This is a genomic window from Acinetobacter portensis (assembly GCF_010646905.1).
Taxonomy (GTDB): domain Bacteria; phylum Pseudomonadota; class Gammaproteobacteria; order Pseudomonadales; family Moraxellaceae; genus Acinetobacter; species Acinetobacter portensis.
Window position 1 is genome coordinate 57,221 of sequence record NZ_JAAARQ010000002.1, and the last position, 16,659, is coordinate 73,879.

General features: G+C 32.7%; 11 protein-coding genes, 1 tRNA gene and 1 pseudogene. 7 read left to right on the forward strand and 6 right to left on the reverse strand.

What is annotated here, in order from left to right:
* Nucleotides 1–73 precede the first annotated feature (73 nt).
* The 3 genes from GTK57_RS00245 to GTK57_RS00255 all read right to left on the reverse strand — a co-directional run bounded on the left by GTK57_RS00245 (nt 74) and on the right by GTK57_RS00255 (nt 6,286).
* Nucleotides 74–3,496, reverse strand: coding sequence for a site-specific integrase (locus GTK57_RS00245; RefSeq protein WP_163120791.1), 3,423 nt, complete (start codon nt 3,494–3,496; stop codon nt 74–76).
* A complete protein-coding gene (locus GTK57_RS00250; RefSeq protein WP_016167546.1) occupies nt 3,493–5,742 on the reverse strand; it encodes a hypothetical protein in 2,250 nt (749 codons plus the stop codon). The genes GTK57_RS00245 and GTK57_RS00250 overlap by 4 nt, the downstream gene beginning before the upstream one ends.
* 334 nt (nt 5,743–6,076) lie before the next feature.
* Complete coding sequence (locus GTK57_RS00255) at nt 6,077–6,286, reverse strand: helix-turn-helix domain-containing protein (RefSeq protein WP_125275013.1); 210 nt, start codon at nt 6,284–6,286, stop codon at nt 6,077–6,079.
* Between the two features lie 106 nt (nt 6,287–6,392).
* On the opposite strand from GTK57_RS00255, the gene GTK57_RS00260 reads away from it, so the two are divergent.
* Together GTK57_RS00260 and GTK57_RS14600 are read left to right on the forward strand one after the other, a co-directional pair.
* The gene (locus tag GTK57_RS00260) at nt 6,393–7,214 is read left to right on the forward strand and encodes a hypothetical protein (protein ID WP_227555023.1); all 822 of its coding nucleotides are present in this window, start codon (nt 6,393–6,395) and stop codon (nt 7,212–7,214) included.
* Between the two features lie 143 nt (nt 7,215–7,357).
* Nucleotides 7,358–8,060: pseudogene (locus GTK57_RS14600) on the forward strand (IS5 family transposase); the annotation flags it as partial.
* A gap of 153 nt (nt 8,061–8,213) precedes the next feature.
* Here the strand turns inward: GTK57_RS14600 and GTK57_RS00265 are convergent.
* Nucleotides 8,214–8,290 (reverse strand) — tRNA-Ile (locus GTK57_RS00265).
* A gap of 705 nt (nt 8,291–8,995) precedes the next feature.
* On the opposite strand from GTK57_RS00265, the gene GTK57_RS00270 reads away from it, so the two are divergent.
* Together GTK57_RS00270 and GTK57_RS00275 are read left to right on the forward strand one after the other, a co-directional pair.
* A complete protein-coding gene (locus tag GTK57_RS00270) occupies nt 8,996–9,556 on the forward strand; it encodes a 1-acyl-sn-glycerol-3-phosphate acyltransferase (protein WP_152873412.1) in 561 nt (186 codons plus the stop codon).
* Between the two features lie 254 nt (nt 9,557–9,810).
* Nucleotides 9,811–10,560, forward strand: coding sequence for a YebC/PmpR family DNA-binding transcriptional regulator (locus tag GTK57_RS00275; protein ID WP_152873410.1), 750 nt, complete (start codon nt 9,811–9,813; stop codon nt 10,558–10,560).
* Between the two features lie 435 nt (nt 10,561–10,995).
* Here GTK57_RS00275 and GTK57_RS00280 read toward each other — a convergent pair whose 3' ends face one another.
* Complete coding sequence (locus GTK57_RS00280; protein WP_152873408.1) at nt 10,996–11,466, reverse strand: Lrp/AsnC family transcriptional regulator; 471 nt, start codon at nt 11,464–11,466, stop codon at nt 10,996–10,998.
* A 201-nt stretch (nt 11,467–11,667) separates the two neighbouring features.
* Complete coding sequence (locus tag GTK57_RS00285; protein ID WP_163120792.1) at nt 11,668–12,432, reverse strand: glutathione S-transferase family protein; 765 nt, start codon at nt 12,430–12,432, stop codon at nt 11,668–11,670.
* Between the two features lie 360 nt (nt 12,433–12,792).
* Here GTK57_RS00285 and GTK57_RS00290 point away from each other — a divergent pair, with 360 nt between their 5' ends.
* From GTK57_RS00290 to GTK57_RS00300, 3 genes are read left to right on the forward strand one after another with little or no spacing between them, the layout of a single operon-like run.
* Complete coding sequence (locus GTK57_RS00290; protein WP_163120793.1) at nt 12,793–13,995, forward strand: SfnB family sulfur acquisition oxidoreductase; 1,203 nt, start codon at nt 12,793–12,795, stop codon at nt 13,993–13,995.
* Between the two features lie 10 nt (nt 13,996–14,005).
* A complete protein-coding gene (locus GTK57_RS00295) occupies nt 14,006–15,229 on the forward strand; it encodes an SfnB family sulfur acquisition oxidoreductase (protein ID WP_163120794.1) in 1,224 nt (407 codons plus the stop codon).
* Nucleotides 15,229–16,656 (forward strand): LLM class flavin-dependent oxidoreductase, encoded by a 1,428-nt coding sequence (locus GTK57_RS00300; protein ID WP_163120795.1) that lies wholly within the window; start codon nt 15,229–15,231, stop codon nt 16,654–16,656. Before GTK57_RS00295 ends, GTK57_RS00300 begins: the two co-directional genes overlap by 1 nt.
* Nucleotides 16,657–16,659: the final 3 nt, after the last annotated feature.

Sequence of the window (16,659 nt, forward strand, 5' to 3'; positions counted from 1 at the left end):
TAAATTATTTAACGCACGTATAAATATTTTTATTTAAAGTACAACATATAAAAATACTTGCTCAATATGCAGCTTAAGTAACTGTATCTAAATGTTTATTTACAATCTTCAAAGACAAACTATAAAAAAGAATAGAAATCAATATCTGCATATACTTAGCTTTAGGATTAATATTCTTTAAAACTAGTACTTCATATTTTTTATTTTTCCGAATCTTCATCACTTTACTAAATTCTTCCCATTCATGCTCTCTATAATAGATATTGCGAAAAAAATCATTACCTACAATTGCCTTTAGATTTACTAAAAACTCCAAATAATTTGCATAACTTATTTCATCTCTAATATAAAATTTAATTTTAGCATCTACAATCAAAACATGATCGAGAAAAAGATTTGATAACCGAGTCAGTTGATCCTGAAATCTTATTTGATCTTGAGCTTTACCATAAGCCTGTTTTATCAAACGCATTGCTTGATAATTATCATGCTGAGCATATTCTGCAAGAAACTCCAATAATTCTTCAGAGGATCTTTTATGATTCCCACGTTTTTGGGTGTAATACCGATTGCTATATATCAATTCTATATATTCTAAAAAAAATTTTCTTAGTTCGGAGTCTGAACTAAAAACTATAGGATTTTGTATTGTATTTAGCTCTTCTAAAAAAACATCTTGGTCTAAGCTCAATGTATGATCCCCTCCCAAAAAGTGTGACTGGTGACCATTCATTTTATAATCAGGGGTCAATTCATTTTTATAACCTACCCTATTTCTCAAATAATCACATAATATTTTTCTGTAATTCAAAATATTAATATCAATAATAAACTTTTTACTACGACCTACTCCCGCTTTAGTATGCTTAGGTAGCAAATGCTGTAACAACTTTCTAGGTATGTAATTTTCTTGTCGATTACATGCATCGGCATACAAAATCATTCCAACATGCAAATAGTGGTTTGCTGTCATTTCTATCGATGAATGACCTAACATATAAGCCAAATGTTTCCAAACATCGGCTCTATCTTCCAAAGAAGTCGATTCAGCTAAAATATAGTTTCGAATATTTTTAACATGATTATCTGAATAATCTGTCCAAGCTATTCTGAGTTGATCACTACCCTTCAACACAATAGCAAGATTATTCGCTGCACTGTGTCTCAATGTATGAAAAGAGAAATTATATTGTTCATCACCAAAAATTAAATCCAAACAACATTTGAATACTTGTCTAACTGAACTTGCTTTAATAAGTCCAGCACCATTTTTTTCAAAGATGAACCGGTTAGCACCTAAACAAATACGATTTTCTTTTTTATTTATAACTATCATTTTGAGCAGATGACAAAATTCTAGCAATTCTTCTTCAGTCAGTAATTCACTTAAACACAAAGCACGTTGTGCATTTCTAGTTTTAAGCTGTCGATCATAATTATTTCTAATTTGTATTTTCAAAAACTCTATTTTTTCATCAAATAACCAATATTCAATTTTATTAGAATTATTTTCATGTTTTTCTAAGCTTAACGTCGTTAAGTCACTTAGTTTAAGCCCTAAAATTTCACTTATTCTCAGACCACAACGATATCCCAAAATACATATCATTCTTACCATTCGTAAGTCATGACAATCCATCTTTAGGTTAAAAAGTCTTTTTGAGTTAGGCAATAATTTATCAATAATGTATTTAAACATATCTTTTGATATATATCCGCTACGACAAACTTGAGTATTCTCTGTTTTATAATATGAAAACCAATCATCCAAATTTGGAGCATTGAACACACTAGAAATATGTTTATGAAATGCCTTAAGCTGCTTTAAAGCAGCTGAATATGTATCATGCTTTTTTTCATAACTCTCTAAGTTAGTTTCCTCAAGTGTGGTATTTTTATCATTTTTTATCTTCACGCTTAATATGTACTCATACATATCTTCAAAATCACTTTGATCTGCATCTAATAAATTAATTGAATGTTCAACAGCATAGCAATAAAGCTCTACTGAAAACACCGACTTGTAGGTTTGAAGAGAAGATAATTTAATACCATTTGTCAAATTCATTTCAAACCAACTTAGCAAACAAATTTGAACACTTAATGATGCTATATCTGGATCACTTTCGCCCTTAATAAACTCTAAATCATATTCATTTCTTACCTTTGCCAAATTAAATTTTAAAGATCTTTTGAACCGTTTTTGATCATTGCTTTTAGATCCTATCCTTAAAATTCTCTTTACTTCTTTGGGCATAGTATTAGAAAAATTATCCGTACACTTAATGGCTTGAAAAGATAACTGATTTACTTTTTCACTCTTAATTAGTTTGTTTTGGACATATTGAATCCTTAACTCCTCTAAAGGAATTTTTAATCTTTGCTCTAGCTGATTTAAGTAATTTATTGAAATTGCTGACGTAGCATACTTCCCTACATTTAATGCGGATAAAAACCCATCTATTGATACCTTTCTCTTATTCCATGCAATATAATCAATATGGTTAAATGCCATAAACCCTTTAGCTTTAAATTTTTTAACAACTTCATTATTCTGAGAAATTTTTCTTAACTCATTTAACATCCAATTTTTAAATTTATTAGTATCATTTATATCAAATCCTAAAATTTGATCTAAACTCAAATAATGTGTTTTAGGTATCTCGGCAACTAATCTATTCAAAATAATCAATGTAATAGGTTCAAGACTGACCTGACAACTCTGGTACGTATTCCCATCCAAAAACAAATTTGCATATCTTTTATTTGGAATTAGATAACTCAATAAAAAACCATTTGCTTGTAATTTTGATGCGTCCTTAACATCATAAATATATTCTAATCCATCAATAGGGCTGAGATCACATACACCATATTCAGTAAAGTTTTTAAAGACTGTTTTAACTATACTAACTAGATGATTTTCAAATGGACAATTTGAGTGAAAAATTAAACTTAATGTCAACTGAGCAAATAGAATCCTCAACAGACAATGATTAGTAGATAAATTTTCTTTACTTTCTATATCTTTAAAATATTCTGAATCATAGTTAAAAACTTCTTTTTCTATCCAAAATTTCTCTAATTGATTCTTAAAATTATTTAATTGCGAACCCTCTATTAATTTGTGTGGAGTAGCATTAATTTCCTTTTTTGCACTATTAGATATAAAATAATCAGGTATCGATAAATCTACCACTTTCGTAATATCATAATATTTATCAATAATTTTTGTTTTTTCTACAAACCACAATTCGCGCCAATACGTTAAATATTCATTTTTTAACTGTATTTCACTCATTAACTTAAGTTGAGCGTTAAGTTCATGTTGCATAACTCCAATTAATTTTTGAGTATTAACATTAAGATTACGCCATGACTTATCAGTTTTTCGCTTTTTAGAATTAAATTCATCAAATAACTTAGTGATATCACAACATAAATTTATTGCTTTATTTTTTAAGTCAGTCTGAAGTTCTAATGATAATTTACTCATACTTTTATCACCAAGCCAAGCTCAATCAACATTCCGTCAACAGCATTGAGAATTTTCGTTTTATATGCATAAAAACTAAGTGAAGACCCATAACTAAATCCAAGATCTAGACTATCGTGTGCATACAATGTCTTTTGAATATCTATCGGTAACTTCACAGAATTGATTAAAAAATGTCTAGCCCAATTTTTATACAAATAAAAATTCATTGACTCTAAATTACATTGGACGAAATCTGCCGTGATTTCCTGCAATTTTTTCCTTTTATCCATGATATAAATGAGGGATAAATCTGTATCTTTTTCAACCTTATTAGCTAAACCCTGTTCCATTAAGAAATTTTGGTATTTCGATATTTCTTCTTTCAAAAAACTGGTTATCGGTATATAACGACCAAAAGGACGACTTTCGCTTTTTTTATCATGAACGTAATAAAAGCCATTTGTTGCATCGTAATACTTCAATGGTCCTGGAGCACCTGAATTAGGGCGGATACCAAGAGTTAATAAACAAATTGTCCACATCCATATGGCATAACTATTCACCTTTTCATAAAGCGATTTTTTTTCATTATTGAGAGTTGACTCCAAATCACTTTTTAATCTATGAATAAAATTCCGAGCATCTTTTGTATTCCATAGTTTCCTACTCCCAATTTTTCTTTCGTTTCGCTCCCAAATGACAGGATAATCTATTGCTTTATCGGAGCTAGAATCATCACTAGACTGGAATTGTACGTCAGTGACGTTCTCAAGATATTTTTGATAATATTTATTCATTTCAATGGCATTGAAAACAGCATAGGCTAATTCAGGTTCATGATGAATTTTTTTATTTTTAATAAATTCTTTCAAAAGGCCTTTAGGATCAATGCGTGCCATATGGAAATGTAGTTGCTGCGCTATAGAACCAATATTTATTACACCTAAACAATATCTGGAGAACCAGTCTTTAATTTTCAAATTCAAATCCACTATTAACAAATTTTGATGATTTAAAATAGTGTCTACCCACGAAGCTGGAACATGAATATCCCAATTCTGTGCTGTAGTAAGACAAAGTTGGTTGATTAGCGTTCTATTCTTACTTTTTTCAGTATTATCTAAACCAACGTAATATCTAAAAAGATAACCATCTGCATCCTTAGCTTTAGAAATTCGCTGATCTTCTAAGAGAAGGTCTATATTAAGAAAATGTGTCGCTGACACCCCAGTAAATAACGACATTAAGAACATTGCAGCAATAGCACTTTCTTGTGAGTCTGGCTGAGCTTGAAATTTATCTATCAGTACCTGAAATACTTTTCGTAATAGAATTTGTTCTAAAAACGAAGGATTTGATACTGTAGGATAATTTCTCCTGATTATAATTTCAGCTATTTTTTTATCTGATTGTACATACCCACTTACTCTACCAGCAACACTATCAGCTTTAACATTAAGGATTGTTTGAGTATCGTCTTCAGATATTTCATCCTCAATAGAATCATAAGATCCTTCTGGAACACAAATACTTATAGCCTCTTGTGGACTAGGGTCACTAACTTTAATTCTTTTGAATTTTGATTTAGCCTTTGTGCTTTTCTTATTGTTTTTTAAATTTTCGATATTTTTTATTTTTACAATGAATATTTTTAAATATTCAAAAATCTTTTTTACTATAGTTATTTTATCAATATTAGTAACCGAGAAAAATAATTTATTAAATTTTTTATTATAATCTGAAACAAATTTTTCATCTAAATCATCAACTATTGATTCACATGATTTTATTAAAAATATATTAATCGATTCCAAAATCTCACTAAAACCATCTTCATCACGATATTCACAATTTTTCGGTGAAATCAATTTTAGTAACAAATAAAAGTAATAGTAAAGTGTTGAAATATGGCTTTCACTATAACCTTTTTTTTGTAAATTATGAGCAATATATGAAATAACAACATTCAACTCAAATACAATTTTGCTTTCAATGATTAAATTTGAAAAATAGGATTTACCATATTCAGCTTTATATAGATCAATTAATTTATTATTTTTTATTAAAAATGATTGTTCTGAACATGATTTTATCGCACTAGTATAAGAACCACTTTCATAATTTAACATTATACTGTCTATTGATTCTTTAAGGCTATACTCCTCAAAAAATCCTGCAAAATCGATATGCATAAGAGCAATACTTTCAGAAAGACTTCTTAATCTAGATTCTATTTTATTTTCATCTACTGGCATTTTTAACACTATTGATCCTTTAACGTAGGACAATTATTTATAAGTATATTTGTGATTAACTTTTTTACCTGCAGGATGATAGCTTTGAAGTTTGTGCTCATACAGTCTGAAAGCATTGAATTTTTTCAAAAGTGAAAATTATTCAGAGTTAAGCTTTAAAGCCTTCTAACCCCACCCAATCAATCACAAATTAAAAGCTTCAAGTAATTGTTCTCTTTAAATAAAATTTATACAACCCAAATAAACTTTCTGCTGGCTTGTAGATAATTCGTTATTACATTACCTAACTCGCCTAGCAGTCTAATGAATAGATATGAGCAACTAGCTCATATCATCTTCAAATTTAGTCTTCTTGTGAGCAAGCAAATTTGTAGACTTCTGCTTTACTCCATCGAAGACTACGACCATGTCTAATAGGATTTATTGGTCCATTTTCATACAGTGCCCATTTACGCAATGTTTGTTCTGCATATCCCAGCAACCTAGCTGTTTCCTTAGTTGTTAACAAAAGCCGATCATCTGTAATGGGCTTTTGTTTGTGCTTAAGTACCATATTTTGTAATTCCAGTTGATTTCAACTTATAAAAACATAAATAAATTGGTAATGAAATTGTCTTAAAATCTATTTTTTCTTTACCAGAATTTGGGTTAAGATATTTATGAGCTTAAATAAAAAAGAGAGATATATGGGACGCCCACTAAGAACTAGGATAGATTTCGCTAAAACATTGAGTTGGTATGATTTCTTTCATAATCAATTAATAGCTTTTGGGAAAATTAAGAATGATTTCGGTTTAGCAAAGTTATTATGTAAAGATACTGAAAAAAGTCATGAATCAAATTTATTTAAAAAATATAAGTTTGGATTATCTACCCCACAGCAAGAATGGATTGATATTATTGATTCGAAATGTATTGGCTCATCCAATATCATCAATCACTCAATATGGAAAAATTTAAAATATCGAACTACAGAAGAAAAGTTAATTTTAATAGAGTTAAATAATCTTCCTAATTATATATTTGAAAATTTAATAATAAATGGACATATAAAAGATTTTAATAAATCTGATTTAGAAAAATTAGCTCAATATGGATCTTTAGATAGCCTGTGTGCATTATATTTATTACATCAATGGGGTTATAGTATTGGCAGTACAAGTCTAGTAAATGATTGCTGTTCATTTATTATAAATACTTTGGAATTGCTGCTAAAAAGACATGATTATCTTGAGCGCTCACACATATTTTTATTCGATGAAATATGTGATCAGATATTCATTATGGAGTTAAAGGGCTATAATCGTCCTCTTAAAATTAAATTAAATTGGCGACAATACAGAGATAGGAATTGGACTATTGAAATTCGAGAAAAATCTAAAAGAACTGAAGCTGATCTTATTGCTCACCCTAAAATCAATCATTTAATTCCTTGCATAGATGAGAACCTTGTAAATCTATATAAACAGATTCTAGGATAGAGTGGCTTTATCGCATAAACTCATTCTGGGAGCTTATTCAACAATACTATTTCCAAATGAATAAGCTCACACCTAAAATTTATCATACAAGCAATTGACACTCTTATAATCTCCTCTGAATCGGTTTAGGGAATATCTCAATTGGGTTTGGTTCAAAGCTTATTAGGCTATCTAGCTTGAATTTTTCAACGCAAGATACTCCACCCTATGTAGAAAACAAAAGCATATTGATATTGCAATTAACTATTAAAAAAGCAGCAATGGACTGCATCTAATTGTCGATTGTACTGACTTGAAATTTTTAAGTAAAAGCAATTGGAAACGTACGAAGCATCAGCCTTAATATCAGCGGCAGTGGCTTAAGCTACATATCGATATAGATGCTAAAATCCTGGAAACAAGTACTGTACAGTAACTGCCAACGATGTCAGTGATTCACAAGCATTTAGAAACTTACTTGCTCAAATTCCTATAGATATCGACTCTGCCTATACAGACAGGCTTATGACATTAAACACTCCCAACACGTGATTTTAGACCTAAAAACACATACGGTGATTCTACTAAGGAAAAGTTTAAAGTTTTGGAAAGGCAAGTGAACGAAATATATAGAGAGGAATAAATTATTGAAATGGTCAAGCGTCTAGTGATAAGCATTTGGAAAAAGTGGTCTATGGCATCAACGGCGATAACTTGGTCGAAACCGAGATGCATTGCATCAAATTATTAGGCGATAAACTCAGCACAAGGAATTTTGACAGTCAGATCAATGAGATTAATGCACGTATAGCCGTCTTAAATAAATTTACAGAATTAGATCGCCCCCATACCCACGTTTTCACTTGAATTTGAGTAATTACAGTAAATTCTATCTTTAAAGTCTTTATACAACAAAGCCTGTTAAAAATAATGTTGATTTAAGCTGCTTACCATTTGCTTACCAGAATCTAAAAACAAAAAAACCACTTAGGATTAATGCACCTAAGTGGTTGTTTTATATGGTGGGCCCAGACAGACTTGAACTGTCGACCAACGGATTATGAGTCCGCTGCTCTAACCAACTGAGCTATAGGCCCTATATATTGAAATTATTTATACAACAAGTCCAATCGCCAAGAATACTAACGAAGAAGAATATAAAATACAAGCAGTTTAAAAAACAATTGAATATTAATAAAGCAGGAATAAGACTATGAATTTAAATGATTTGTTTAATTTTTAACCATCTTAACATAAAACCCTCATCAGCCAGCCATCAAAAAAAATGAAAGATAAAACTCATAAATTAAAAATCACATACAAGATCAATATGTTATTAAAAAATAAATTAATCAAACGCTTATTTTTAAAATAAATTTCAATTGAACTTATTTAGGTTCAAAAGCCTCATCGCTTTTACTTTGAATGAGGTATTCGACAACCGACCATAAAACGACAATAGTAAACATGACCATAGCGAATACCAATGCTGAAAAATAGATCATTTACCGCCCCAAAGAATCAAAAGCTTAATTTCAAACATAACTGTGAATTTTTTTGTACGACAAAAGTCTAACAACTATTCACACATTTGGGTAGCAATAAATCACCATAACTAAGAGTTCTTTTATATCTAAAAACATTTTTCAAGTCTTAATTGAATATTTGATATTCAAAATCAAATATTAAACCTCTTTAAGCTTTATATTTTCAATCGACATAACATGTTTTCTAAATTTAATATTGACTGTTTCAACTAATAAGTAGAAATTAGGCCTTTCGGTTTCTGTGTCATTTTTCTTATGTTTAAAAAATTTCTTGGTGAGACAGCCTTCAAAGTATCAGGTTGGACATATAAAGTTGAAGATAATATTCTTGAAGATAAACAAGTCATTGTTGGCTTTGAACATACATCAATGATGGATGCTGTACTTTCTATTGCACTCTTCCAAATTTATGACATAAAAATTCATACATTAATCAAAAAAGAATTATTCAAAGGGCCTTTTAAACCGCTTTTAGATGCTGTGGGTGGTATTCCCGTAGATCGTAAATCGAGCAAAGATATCGTGTCACAAATGGTTGAACATTTCGAAAAGAATGATAAGTTCAACTTGGTAATTGCACCTGAAGCAACACGGGCTAGGAATGGTGAAGAACGTCGCCCTATTCGCACAGGTTTTTGGCATATTGCAAAAGCTGCAAATGTACCTATTGTTTTATTATATGCAGATTCAAAAAATAAACGTGGTGGGATTTTAGGAAAAATTTATCCTACAGAAATCAATCATGATTTAGCCTTACTGAAACAGCTGTATAAAGAAAAAGTAGGTTTAGATATCGTTATTCCAGAACCAAAATAATATAATCGGGATATAAAAACACATGATTTTTATATCCCACTTTTTATCAATAATTAAGTTTGGATGATTTTAATTCAACTCAAAATAAAAATAGCTCTCGTTATTTCATCTTTTGCCTCGAATTTAAGCATTTTTTCAAAAGTTTAAACAAACTGAACAAATCTTGTTTTGAAACACTTTATCCGAAAAAACCCCTTATGGTAGAATTTGCACAATTCGATCGGCATACAGCCAATCTACAAGGAGCATTTCGCATGGCGGGTCATTCCAAGTGGGCCAATATTAAGCATCGTAAAGCAAAACAAGATGCTAGCCGAGGTAAACTTTTTACCAAATACATCCGTGAATTAACAACTGCTGCAAAACTCGGTGGCCCAGATGCGGGAAGTAACCCTCGTCTACGTGCTGTTGTGGAAAAAGCACTGTCTGTAAACATGACACGTGATGTGATTAATCGTGCAATTCAACGCGGTGCTGGTGGCGATGATAACGACGATTTAAAAGAAATTACATACGAAGGTTACGGTGTTGGTGGTGTTGCTGTTCTTGTTGAAACAATGACAGACAACCTTAACCGTACTGTGCCTGATGTACGTCACTGCTTCTCTAAAACTGATGGTAACTTAGGTACCAACGGTTCAGTTGCTTTCTTATTCACGAAACGTGGCGAGATTACTTTTGAAGATGTTTCTTTAGAAGATCAAATCATGGAAGTTGCATTAGAAGCTGGCGCTGAAGATATTGAAGTTGATGAAGATCAAATCTTAGTGATTACTACGCCTGAAGCATTTGGTGATGTTCAAGATGCTTTATCTGCTGCAGGTCTTAAATCTGACAATGCTGAAGTGGTGATGAGCCCTTCTACTAAAGCTGAAATCACAGATATCGAACAAGCGAAAAAAATCTTAAAAATGATTGATATGTTTGAAGATCTTGATGATGTTCAAAACGTTTATACAAACGTTGAATTCTCTGATGAAGTTCTTGCAGAATTAGATGCATAAACCTATTCTGTAAAAAAAACGCACCTTTAGGTGCGTTTTTTATATCTTAGATCAGCATTTAAAGCATTTAAATAACTTAAAAATTTAAAGCGACCATCCCACAGCAACATGAAATCTCAAAGTTAGAACCATGTAAATAGGCAATGTAACTACCCAAAGAATAAAGGCAGTTAATAGCCTGAAACCGTATTTCTGAATGATTCTATGTTGTTTAAATAATACTAAGCTTCCCCAAAACAATAATAAATAAGTAAACACATACCACAGTACATCCAAATGTTTTGAAAAAGTATAAGCAACTTTAGAATGTACGTAAAAAGTATCTAAGCCTATCCACAATACAGCAATTAAAATACCAATACTGAAAAATCGAATAAATAATGCCATGAATATTAAGTTCTAGATAAACTTCACAATGTGAGTTGAGCCTAAAACTTAAACCCCGCTCAGCAATCCACTGCAATTAAATACATTATATTCTTTAATGACAAAACTCGAATGTAGTGCAACGACATGCTCAATTTTTCCAATTCTACGCAGTAGCACTTCACTATAATTTTCCATATCTTTTGCAATCACTTCGACAATAAAATCTGCCGATTGCCCTGTAACTAAAAATGCATTGATGACTTCTGGAATGCTTTCAAGTTCTTCTAAAAATTTTGCAAAAGTATCTGTGTCATGTTTACTAAGTGAAACTTGTAGTAAAACATGCAAACTAAACCCTAATTTTTGATAATTAATATCCCGTTTTAAGCCCGAGATCACTTTAGTATCTATTAAATTTTTAATACGTCGATGTACCGAGCTGACAGATAGGTTAATACGCTCGGACAATTCATTTAGATTCACATCTTCATTGGTTAAAATTTCCAATATATGCTTATCGTAACGATCTAACTCCATCATATCCTCCTGTTATTTTTATGTTTTAAACAATTCGATAAGATTAATATTAGATATAACACAGATAATTGAAAATATTTTCAATTTTATTACCATTTAGCGTATTTTTTCTGACCAAAAGATCACTTCAATAAAAAATTCCGTACCTTTTCTCAAAAATACGGAATTATTCTAATTATTGCTGATGACACTTTAAAGACTTTAAACGCCTCGCCAATCTACACGAGCATTCCGTTCAGTTTGATAAACTCGGAGTACATATTGCCCCAAAGGCATATCGGTTAATGTTGCTTTAAATTCCCTAAATGCTTCAGATGAAATTTCACCATGTTCTTTTTCCCACGGCGTAGCTTCAATTTCTAAAATCGGAGCGAGCATCGAACATACTGCAATATCAGCCAAACCTAATCGATCTCCTACAAAGTAACGCCCTTGTTGATCAATAAGCTTTTGATTCAGTGTATTCACCAAATCATCCATTTTTATTTTTGAATCGCTAATTTGCGCTTCATCTAATTTCAAACCTTTTGAAACTAGACTTTTCATAATGGGTTTTGAATATTTTTCAAATTGTCGCAAATAGCCTTTTTCACCAATCAAAAGATCTAATGATTCTTCATCTTTAGATAAAGCATGTGCCATCGTCCACCGACGAACATGACGACCCAATTCATTGGCTAAATCATTAATTTCTAAGGCTTCATTTCGTTGCAATTTTTCTGCACGTAATAAGGTTCTTTCAGGATAAATATCATCTAAATACAAAGCAATTTGAGTGCTATCTGCAATCCAACGTTCTTGATCATGCAAAATAGGCAGTTTGTATTGCCCTGTTTTTAGTTTTGCAAATGCACGATGAACAATGGGGACTAAGTTATGCGCCACATATTCCAGTTCTTTATGATCTAGCATCCAACGTGCTTTTTCACAAAAGTGTGATAAAGGAAACTGGTACAAAGTTCGCATAGATTCTCCAAAATAATAAATACAACTTGTTCTTATGTTCGATACTTTAGACACACCCTCTGCAAAATACAATGTCATGTCTGTTTGTATTGATACTTTAATCCCTATTAATTTTGTCAGCTTTTATATAATTTTATCGCTTCTTTATCTTTTAAGTTGATAAAACACAATTCAAAATAAAACATCTATTTTTAATTATTTTAATAATATCATTAAATTTCAAATAATTAATTTATCAAATTAGAGTAATTAATAATCACTTTTTTTCTTAAAGTTTCTTTCTGCTAAGTTCAGCACAATCGGTCATTTAATATTTTAAGCATTCGAGCGTAGCTTTTGAACATCATTAAAGGTGTCGCTATGTCTCGTATTATTCCTAAAAATATTCGTATTATCGAAAATGACCAAGAAGCAATAAATGCCGCTTATCAAGTTGCAGATTTTGCTTTGGAAGGTCGAAATGAACGTGATCAAAAGCGTTCACTTCCTTTTGCTGAGGTCGATTTATTTAGCCAAAAAGGCTTGAGTGGAATTCGTATTCCAAAACAATACGGCGGTGCATGTGTATCAAATAAAATCTTAGCGCATGTATTTCGTATTATTAACAAAGCAGATTCTAGTTTAGGACAAATTCCACAAAACCAATTTGGTCTATTAAACATAGTGAACGCTGTTGGAACAGAAGAACAAAAAAAATTTATTTTTAACGAAATTTTAAACGGAAAACGTCTTGCAAATGGTGGACCTGAACGTAATACAAAAAACACCGCAACCATTAGTACTCAAATTAGCTATGAAAATGGTCGTTACTTTATAGATGGTGAAAGATTTTATTCAACAGGAAGTAGCTTTGCAGATTGGTTAGCCATTAAAGCCATTCATCCTGAAGGACATACTGTTTTAGCTATTGTAGACCGTTATTCAGCAGGCGTAGAAGTTGTAGATGATTGGAATGGCTTTGGGCAACGTACAACATCTAGTGGAACAGTAAAACTTAAACATGTTGAAGTCGATCCGTTCCTTATTTTAGATGATCGCATTTTGCAAGAAAAACCATCTGTTCGTGGATCATTCTCTCAGCTTCTACAAGTTGCCATTGATGTCGGTATTGCAGAAGCTGCTTTTGATGACACGTTAACAGCCATTCATAAAGCTCGCCCAATTATCGACTCAGGCGTTGCCAAAGCCAGTCAAGAACATTACACCCTACAAGAAGTTGGCAAACTCAACATTACTTTAGATGCTGCCATTTTACTGCTCGATGAAGCTGCAGAATATTTAGATGAACTTGAAGCTAAAGAGTCGATCACCGCTGAAGAAGCTGCAAAAGCATCAATTATTGTGGCTGAAGCAAAAATTTATGCCAATGATGCTGCCCTACAAATTTCAGAAAAACTCTTAGAACTGGGCGGTAGCCGTTCAAGCCTACGCCAACACAATTTAGATCAGCATTGGCGTAATGCACGTGTACACACCTTACATGATCCAATTCGCTGGAAACTGCATGCCCTAGGTGATTATTACCTCAATCATAAACTGCCTGCAAAACACGCGTGGATTTAAGGAGAACAACATGACTTCATTTCAAACTATTGTGCCCTTAGAAGCAACGCAACTTGCCGATGCACATATTATTCAATCTGATGCAGAAGCCTTAGAAATTGCAAAAACCCTAGCAGAACAATTCAAAACCAATGCCATTCAACGTGATGCTGACAGAATTTTGCCTTTTGAAGAAATAGAGGCTTATAGCCAATCTGGTCTTTGGGCTATTACTGTGCCTAAAGAATATGGTGGCGCAGATGTTTCAAGTCTTACTGTAGCTAAAATTATTGCTTTAATTAGTGGTGTAGATGGCTCACTTGGGCAAATTCCACAAAATCATTTTTATGCACTTGAAGTTCTACGCAACACAGGTTCGGAACAACAAAAGCAAAAATTATATGCAGAAGTTTTAAAAGGCGCACGTTTTGGTAATGCTCTTGCAGAATTTAAAACAAAAAATGCCGCTGTTCGACACACTACTATTCGCCCTTACGATGACCAATTTATTGTAAATGGCGAGAAATTCTATTGCACAGGAAGTTTGTTTGCTCATCGAATTCCAACATTAGTCAAAGATGACAATGAACGTGAATTTTTAGCTTTTATTCCTCGTCATAGTGAAGGTATTAGCCTGATTGATGATTGGACAGGCTTTGGTCAGAAAACAACAGGAAGTGGCACAGTTAAGTTCGATAAAGCGATTGTTTCATCTGAAGATGTCATTCCATTTGATACTTCTTTTAGCTCACCCACGCTTGTTGGTCCTTTTGCACAAATTATACATGCAGCCATTGAAGTGGGTATTGCACGTGCAGCATTTGAAGAAACCTTGCTTCGTGTTCGTCAGGCACGTTCTTGGATTGATTCAGGCGTAGATGTCGCAACAGCTGATCCTTTAACGATTTATGAAATTGGTCGTATTGCTGCCGATGTTCGTGCATCTGAAGTGTTATTAAAACAAGCTGCTCAATCTATTGATGCAGCAAAACCCTATCCAAATGCAGAAAACATTGCCAAAGCCTCTATTGATGTTGCCAAAGTTCGTGCGCATAGCACTGAAACAGCCTTAAAAGCATCTTCAAAACTCATTGAACTTGCAGGTAGCCGTGGTAGCCAAAGCAATGATGGTTTAGACCGTTTTTGGCGCAATGCACGTGTACACACCCTACATGATAGTTCACGTTGGAAATATTACTTTATCGCAAATTACGTATTAAACGGTGTTTTACCACCACGTCGGGGGACTTTGTAATGAGCAACACTACGCAAAAGGAAACTGCGCCAAAAAAAATTCTACTCAATGCTTTTGATATGAACTGCGTAGGTCATATCAACCATGGTTTATGGACACATCCACGAGATGAGTCGCACCGCTTTAATGAATTAAGCTATTGGACAGATCTTGCGCAAACATTAGAAAAAGGTTTGTTCGATGGTCTTTTCATTGCAGACATTACAGGTGTTTATGATGTCTATCAAAATGGCATCGATTTAACCCTAAAAGAATCGATTCAACTCCCAAGCCATGATCCAAGTACATTGGTTTCAGCAATGGCTGCGGTTACTAAAAACTTAGGCTTTGGGATTACCGTCAATTTAAGCTATGAATCGCCTTATCAATTTGCACGTCGTTTTGCCAGTTTAGACCATCTTACAAAAGGTCGTATTGGTTGGAACATTGTTACAGGCTATTTGGACAGCGCAGAACGTCTTATTGGACAAAAAGGCTTAAAAGATCATGACCTTCGTTATGAACAAGCCGAAGAGTTTTTAGAACTTTGCTATAAATTTTGGGAAGGTTCTTGGGAAGATGATGCTGTCCTAAAAGATAAAGCCAATCGTATTTTTACCGATCCAAGTAAAGTGCATGCGATTGAACATCACGGACGTTTCTACAATAGCCAAGGCGTATTTCAAGTATCACCATCTATACAACGCACCCCTGTTCTTTTCCAAGCAGGTGCTTCGCCTAAAGGTATGCAGTTTGCAACCAATCATGCAGAAGCGATGTTTATTGGTGGAGATACGCCTGAAAAAATCAAAGTTCAAGTCGATAAAATTCGTGCATTGGCTTCTGAACAAGGACGTGATGGAGATGCCTTAAAACTCTTTGCAGGTATTACTGTCGTTTCTGCTGAAACAGATGAACTTGCAGAAACGAAATTACGTGAATATGTTCAGTATGCAAGTCCTGAAGCAGGTCTTGCACATTTCTCGAGTTCTATTGGCACAGACTTAGGTCAATTTGCCGATGATGAAGCCATTCCCTACAAACAGACCAATAGCATTGTTTCTGTAAATAATCGTTTTAAAGAGCAAAAAGTCACCATTGCAGATTTAAAAGCACAGCATTTATTAGGTGGTCGTTATCCACTGATTGTAGGCAGTGGTGCAACTGTAGCTGAAAAACTCATCGAATTTATTGATATTTCAGGACTCGATGGTTTTAACCTAACACGCACCGTTGCACCTGAATCACACCACGATTTTATTCATTATGTGATTCCAGAATTACAAAAACGCGGACGCTATAAAACAGCATATGAACAAGGAAGCTTACGCCACAAAATATTTCAAAAAGGCGATCGTCTTCCAGACACTCATCCTATTCACCAATTTCGATGTCAAAGCTCGGATGCGCATTTAGACCAGATTCAAACTCAAAAACAAACAGCTTAATAA

Coding starts and splice junctions, on each gene's coding strand:
- GTK57_RS00280 (WP_152873408.1), bottom strand. CDS start 11,466: ATGGAGTTAGATCGTTACGATAAGCATATATTGGAAATTTTAACCAAT.
- GTK57_RS00290 (WP_163120793.1), top strand. CDS start 12,793: ATGTCTCGTATTATTCCTAAAAATATTCGTATTATCGAAAATGACCAA.
- GTK57_RS00295 (WP_163120794.1), top strand. CDS start 14,006: ATGACTTCATTTCAAACTATTGTGCCCTTAGAAGCAACGCAACTTGCC.
- GTK57_RS00275 (WP_152873410.1), top strand. CDS start 9,811: ATGGCGGGTCATTCCAAGTGGGCCAATATTAAGCATCGTAAAGCAAAA.
- GTK57_RS00270 (WP_152873412.1), top strand. CDS start 8,996: ATGTTTAAAAAATTTCTTGGTGAGACAGCCTTCAAAGTATCAGGTTGG.
- GTK57_RS00300 (WP_163120795.1), top strand. CDS start 15,229: ATGAGCAACACTACGCAAAAGGAAACTGCGCCAAAAAAAATTCTACTC.
- GTK57_RS00285 (WP_163120792.1), bottom strand. CDS start 12,432: ATGCGAACTTTGTACCAGTTTCCTTTATCACACTTTTGTGAAAAAGCA.
- GTK57_RS00245 (WP_163120791.1), bottom strand. CDS start 3,496: ATGAGTAAATTATCATTAGAACTTCAGACTGACTTAAAAAATAAAGCA.
- GTK57_RS00260 (WP_227555023.1), top strand. CDS start 6,393: ATGAGCTTAAATAAAAAAGAGAGATATATGGGACGCCCACTAAGAACT.
- GTK57_RS00255 (WP_125275013.1), bottom strand. CDS start 6,286: ATGGTACTTAAGCACAAACAAAAGCCCATTACAGATGATCGGCTTTTG.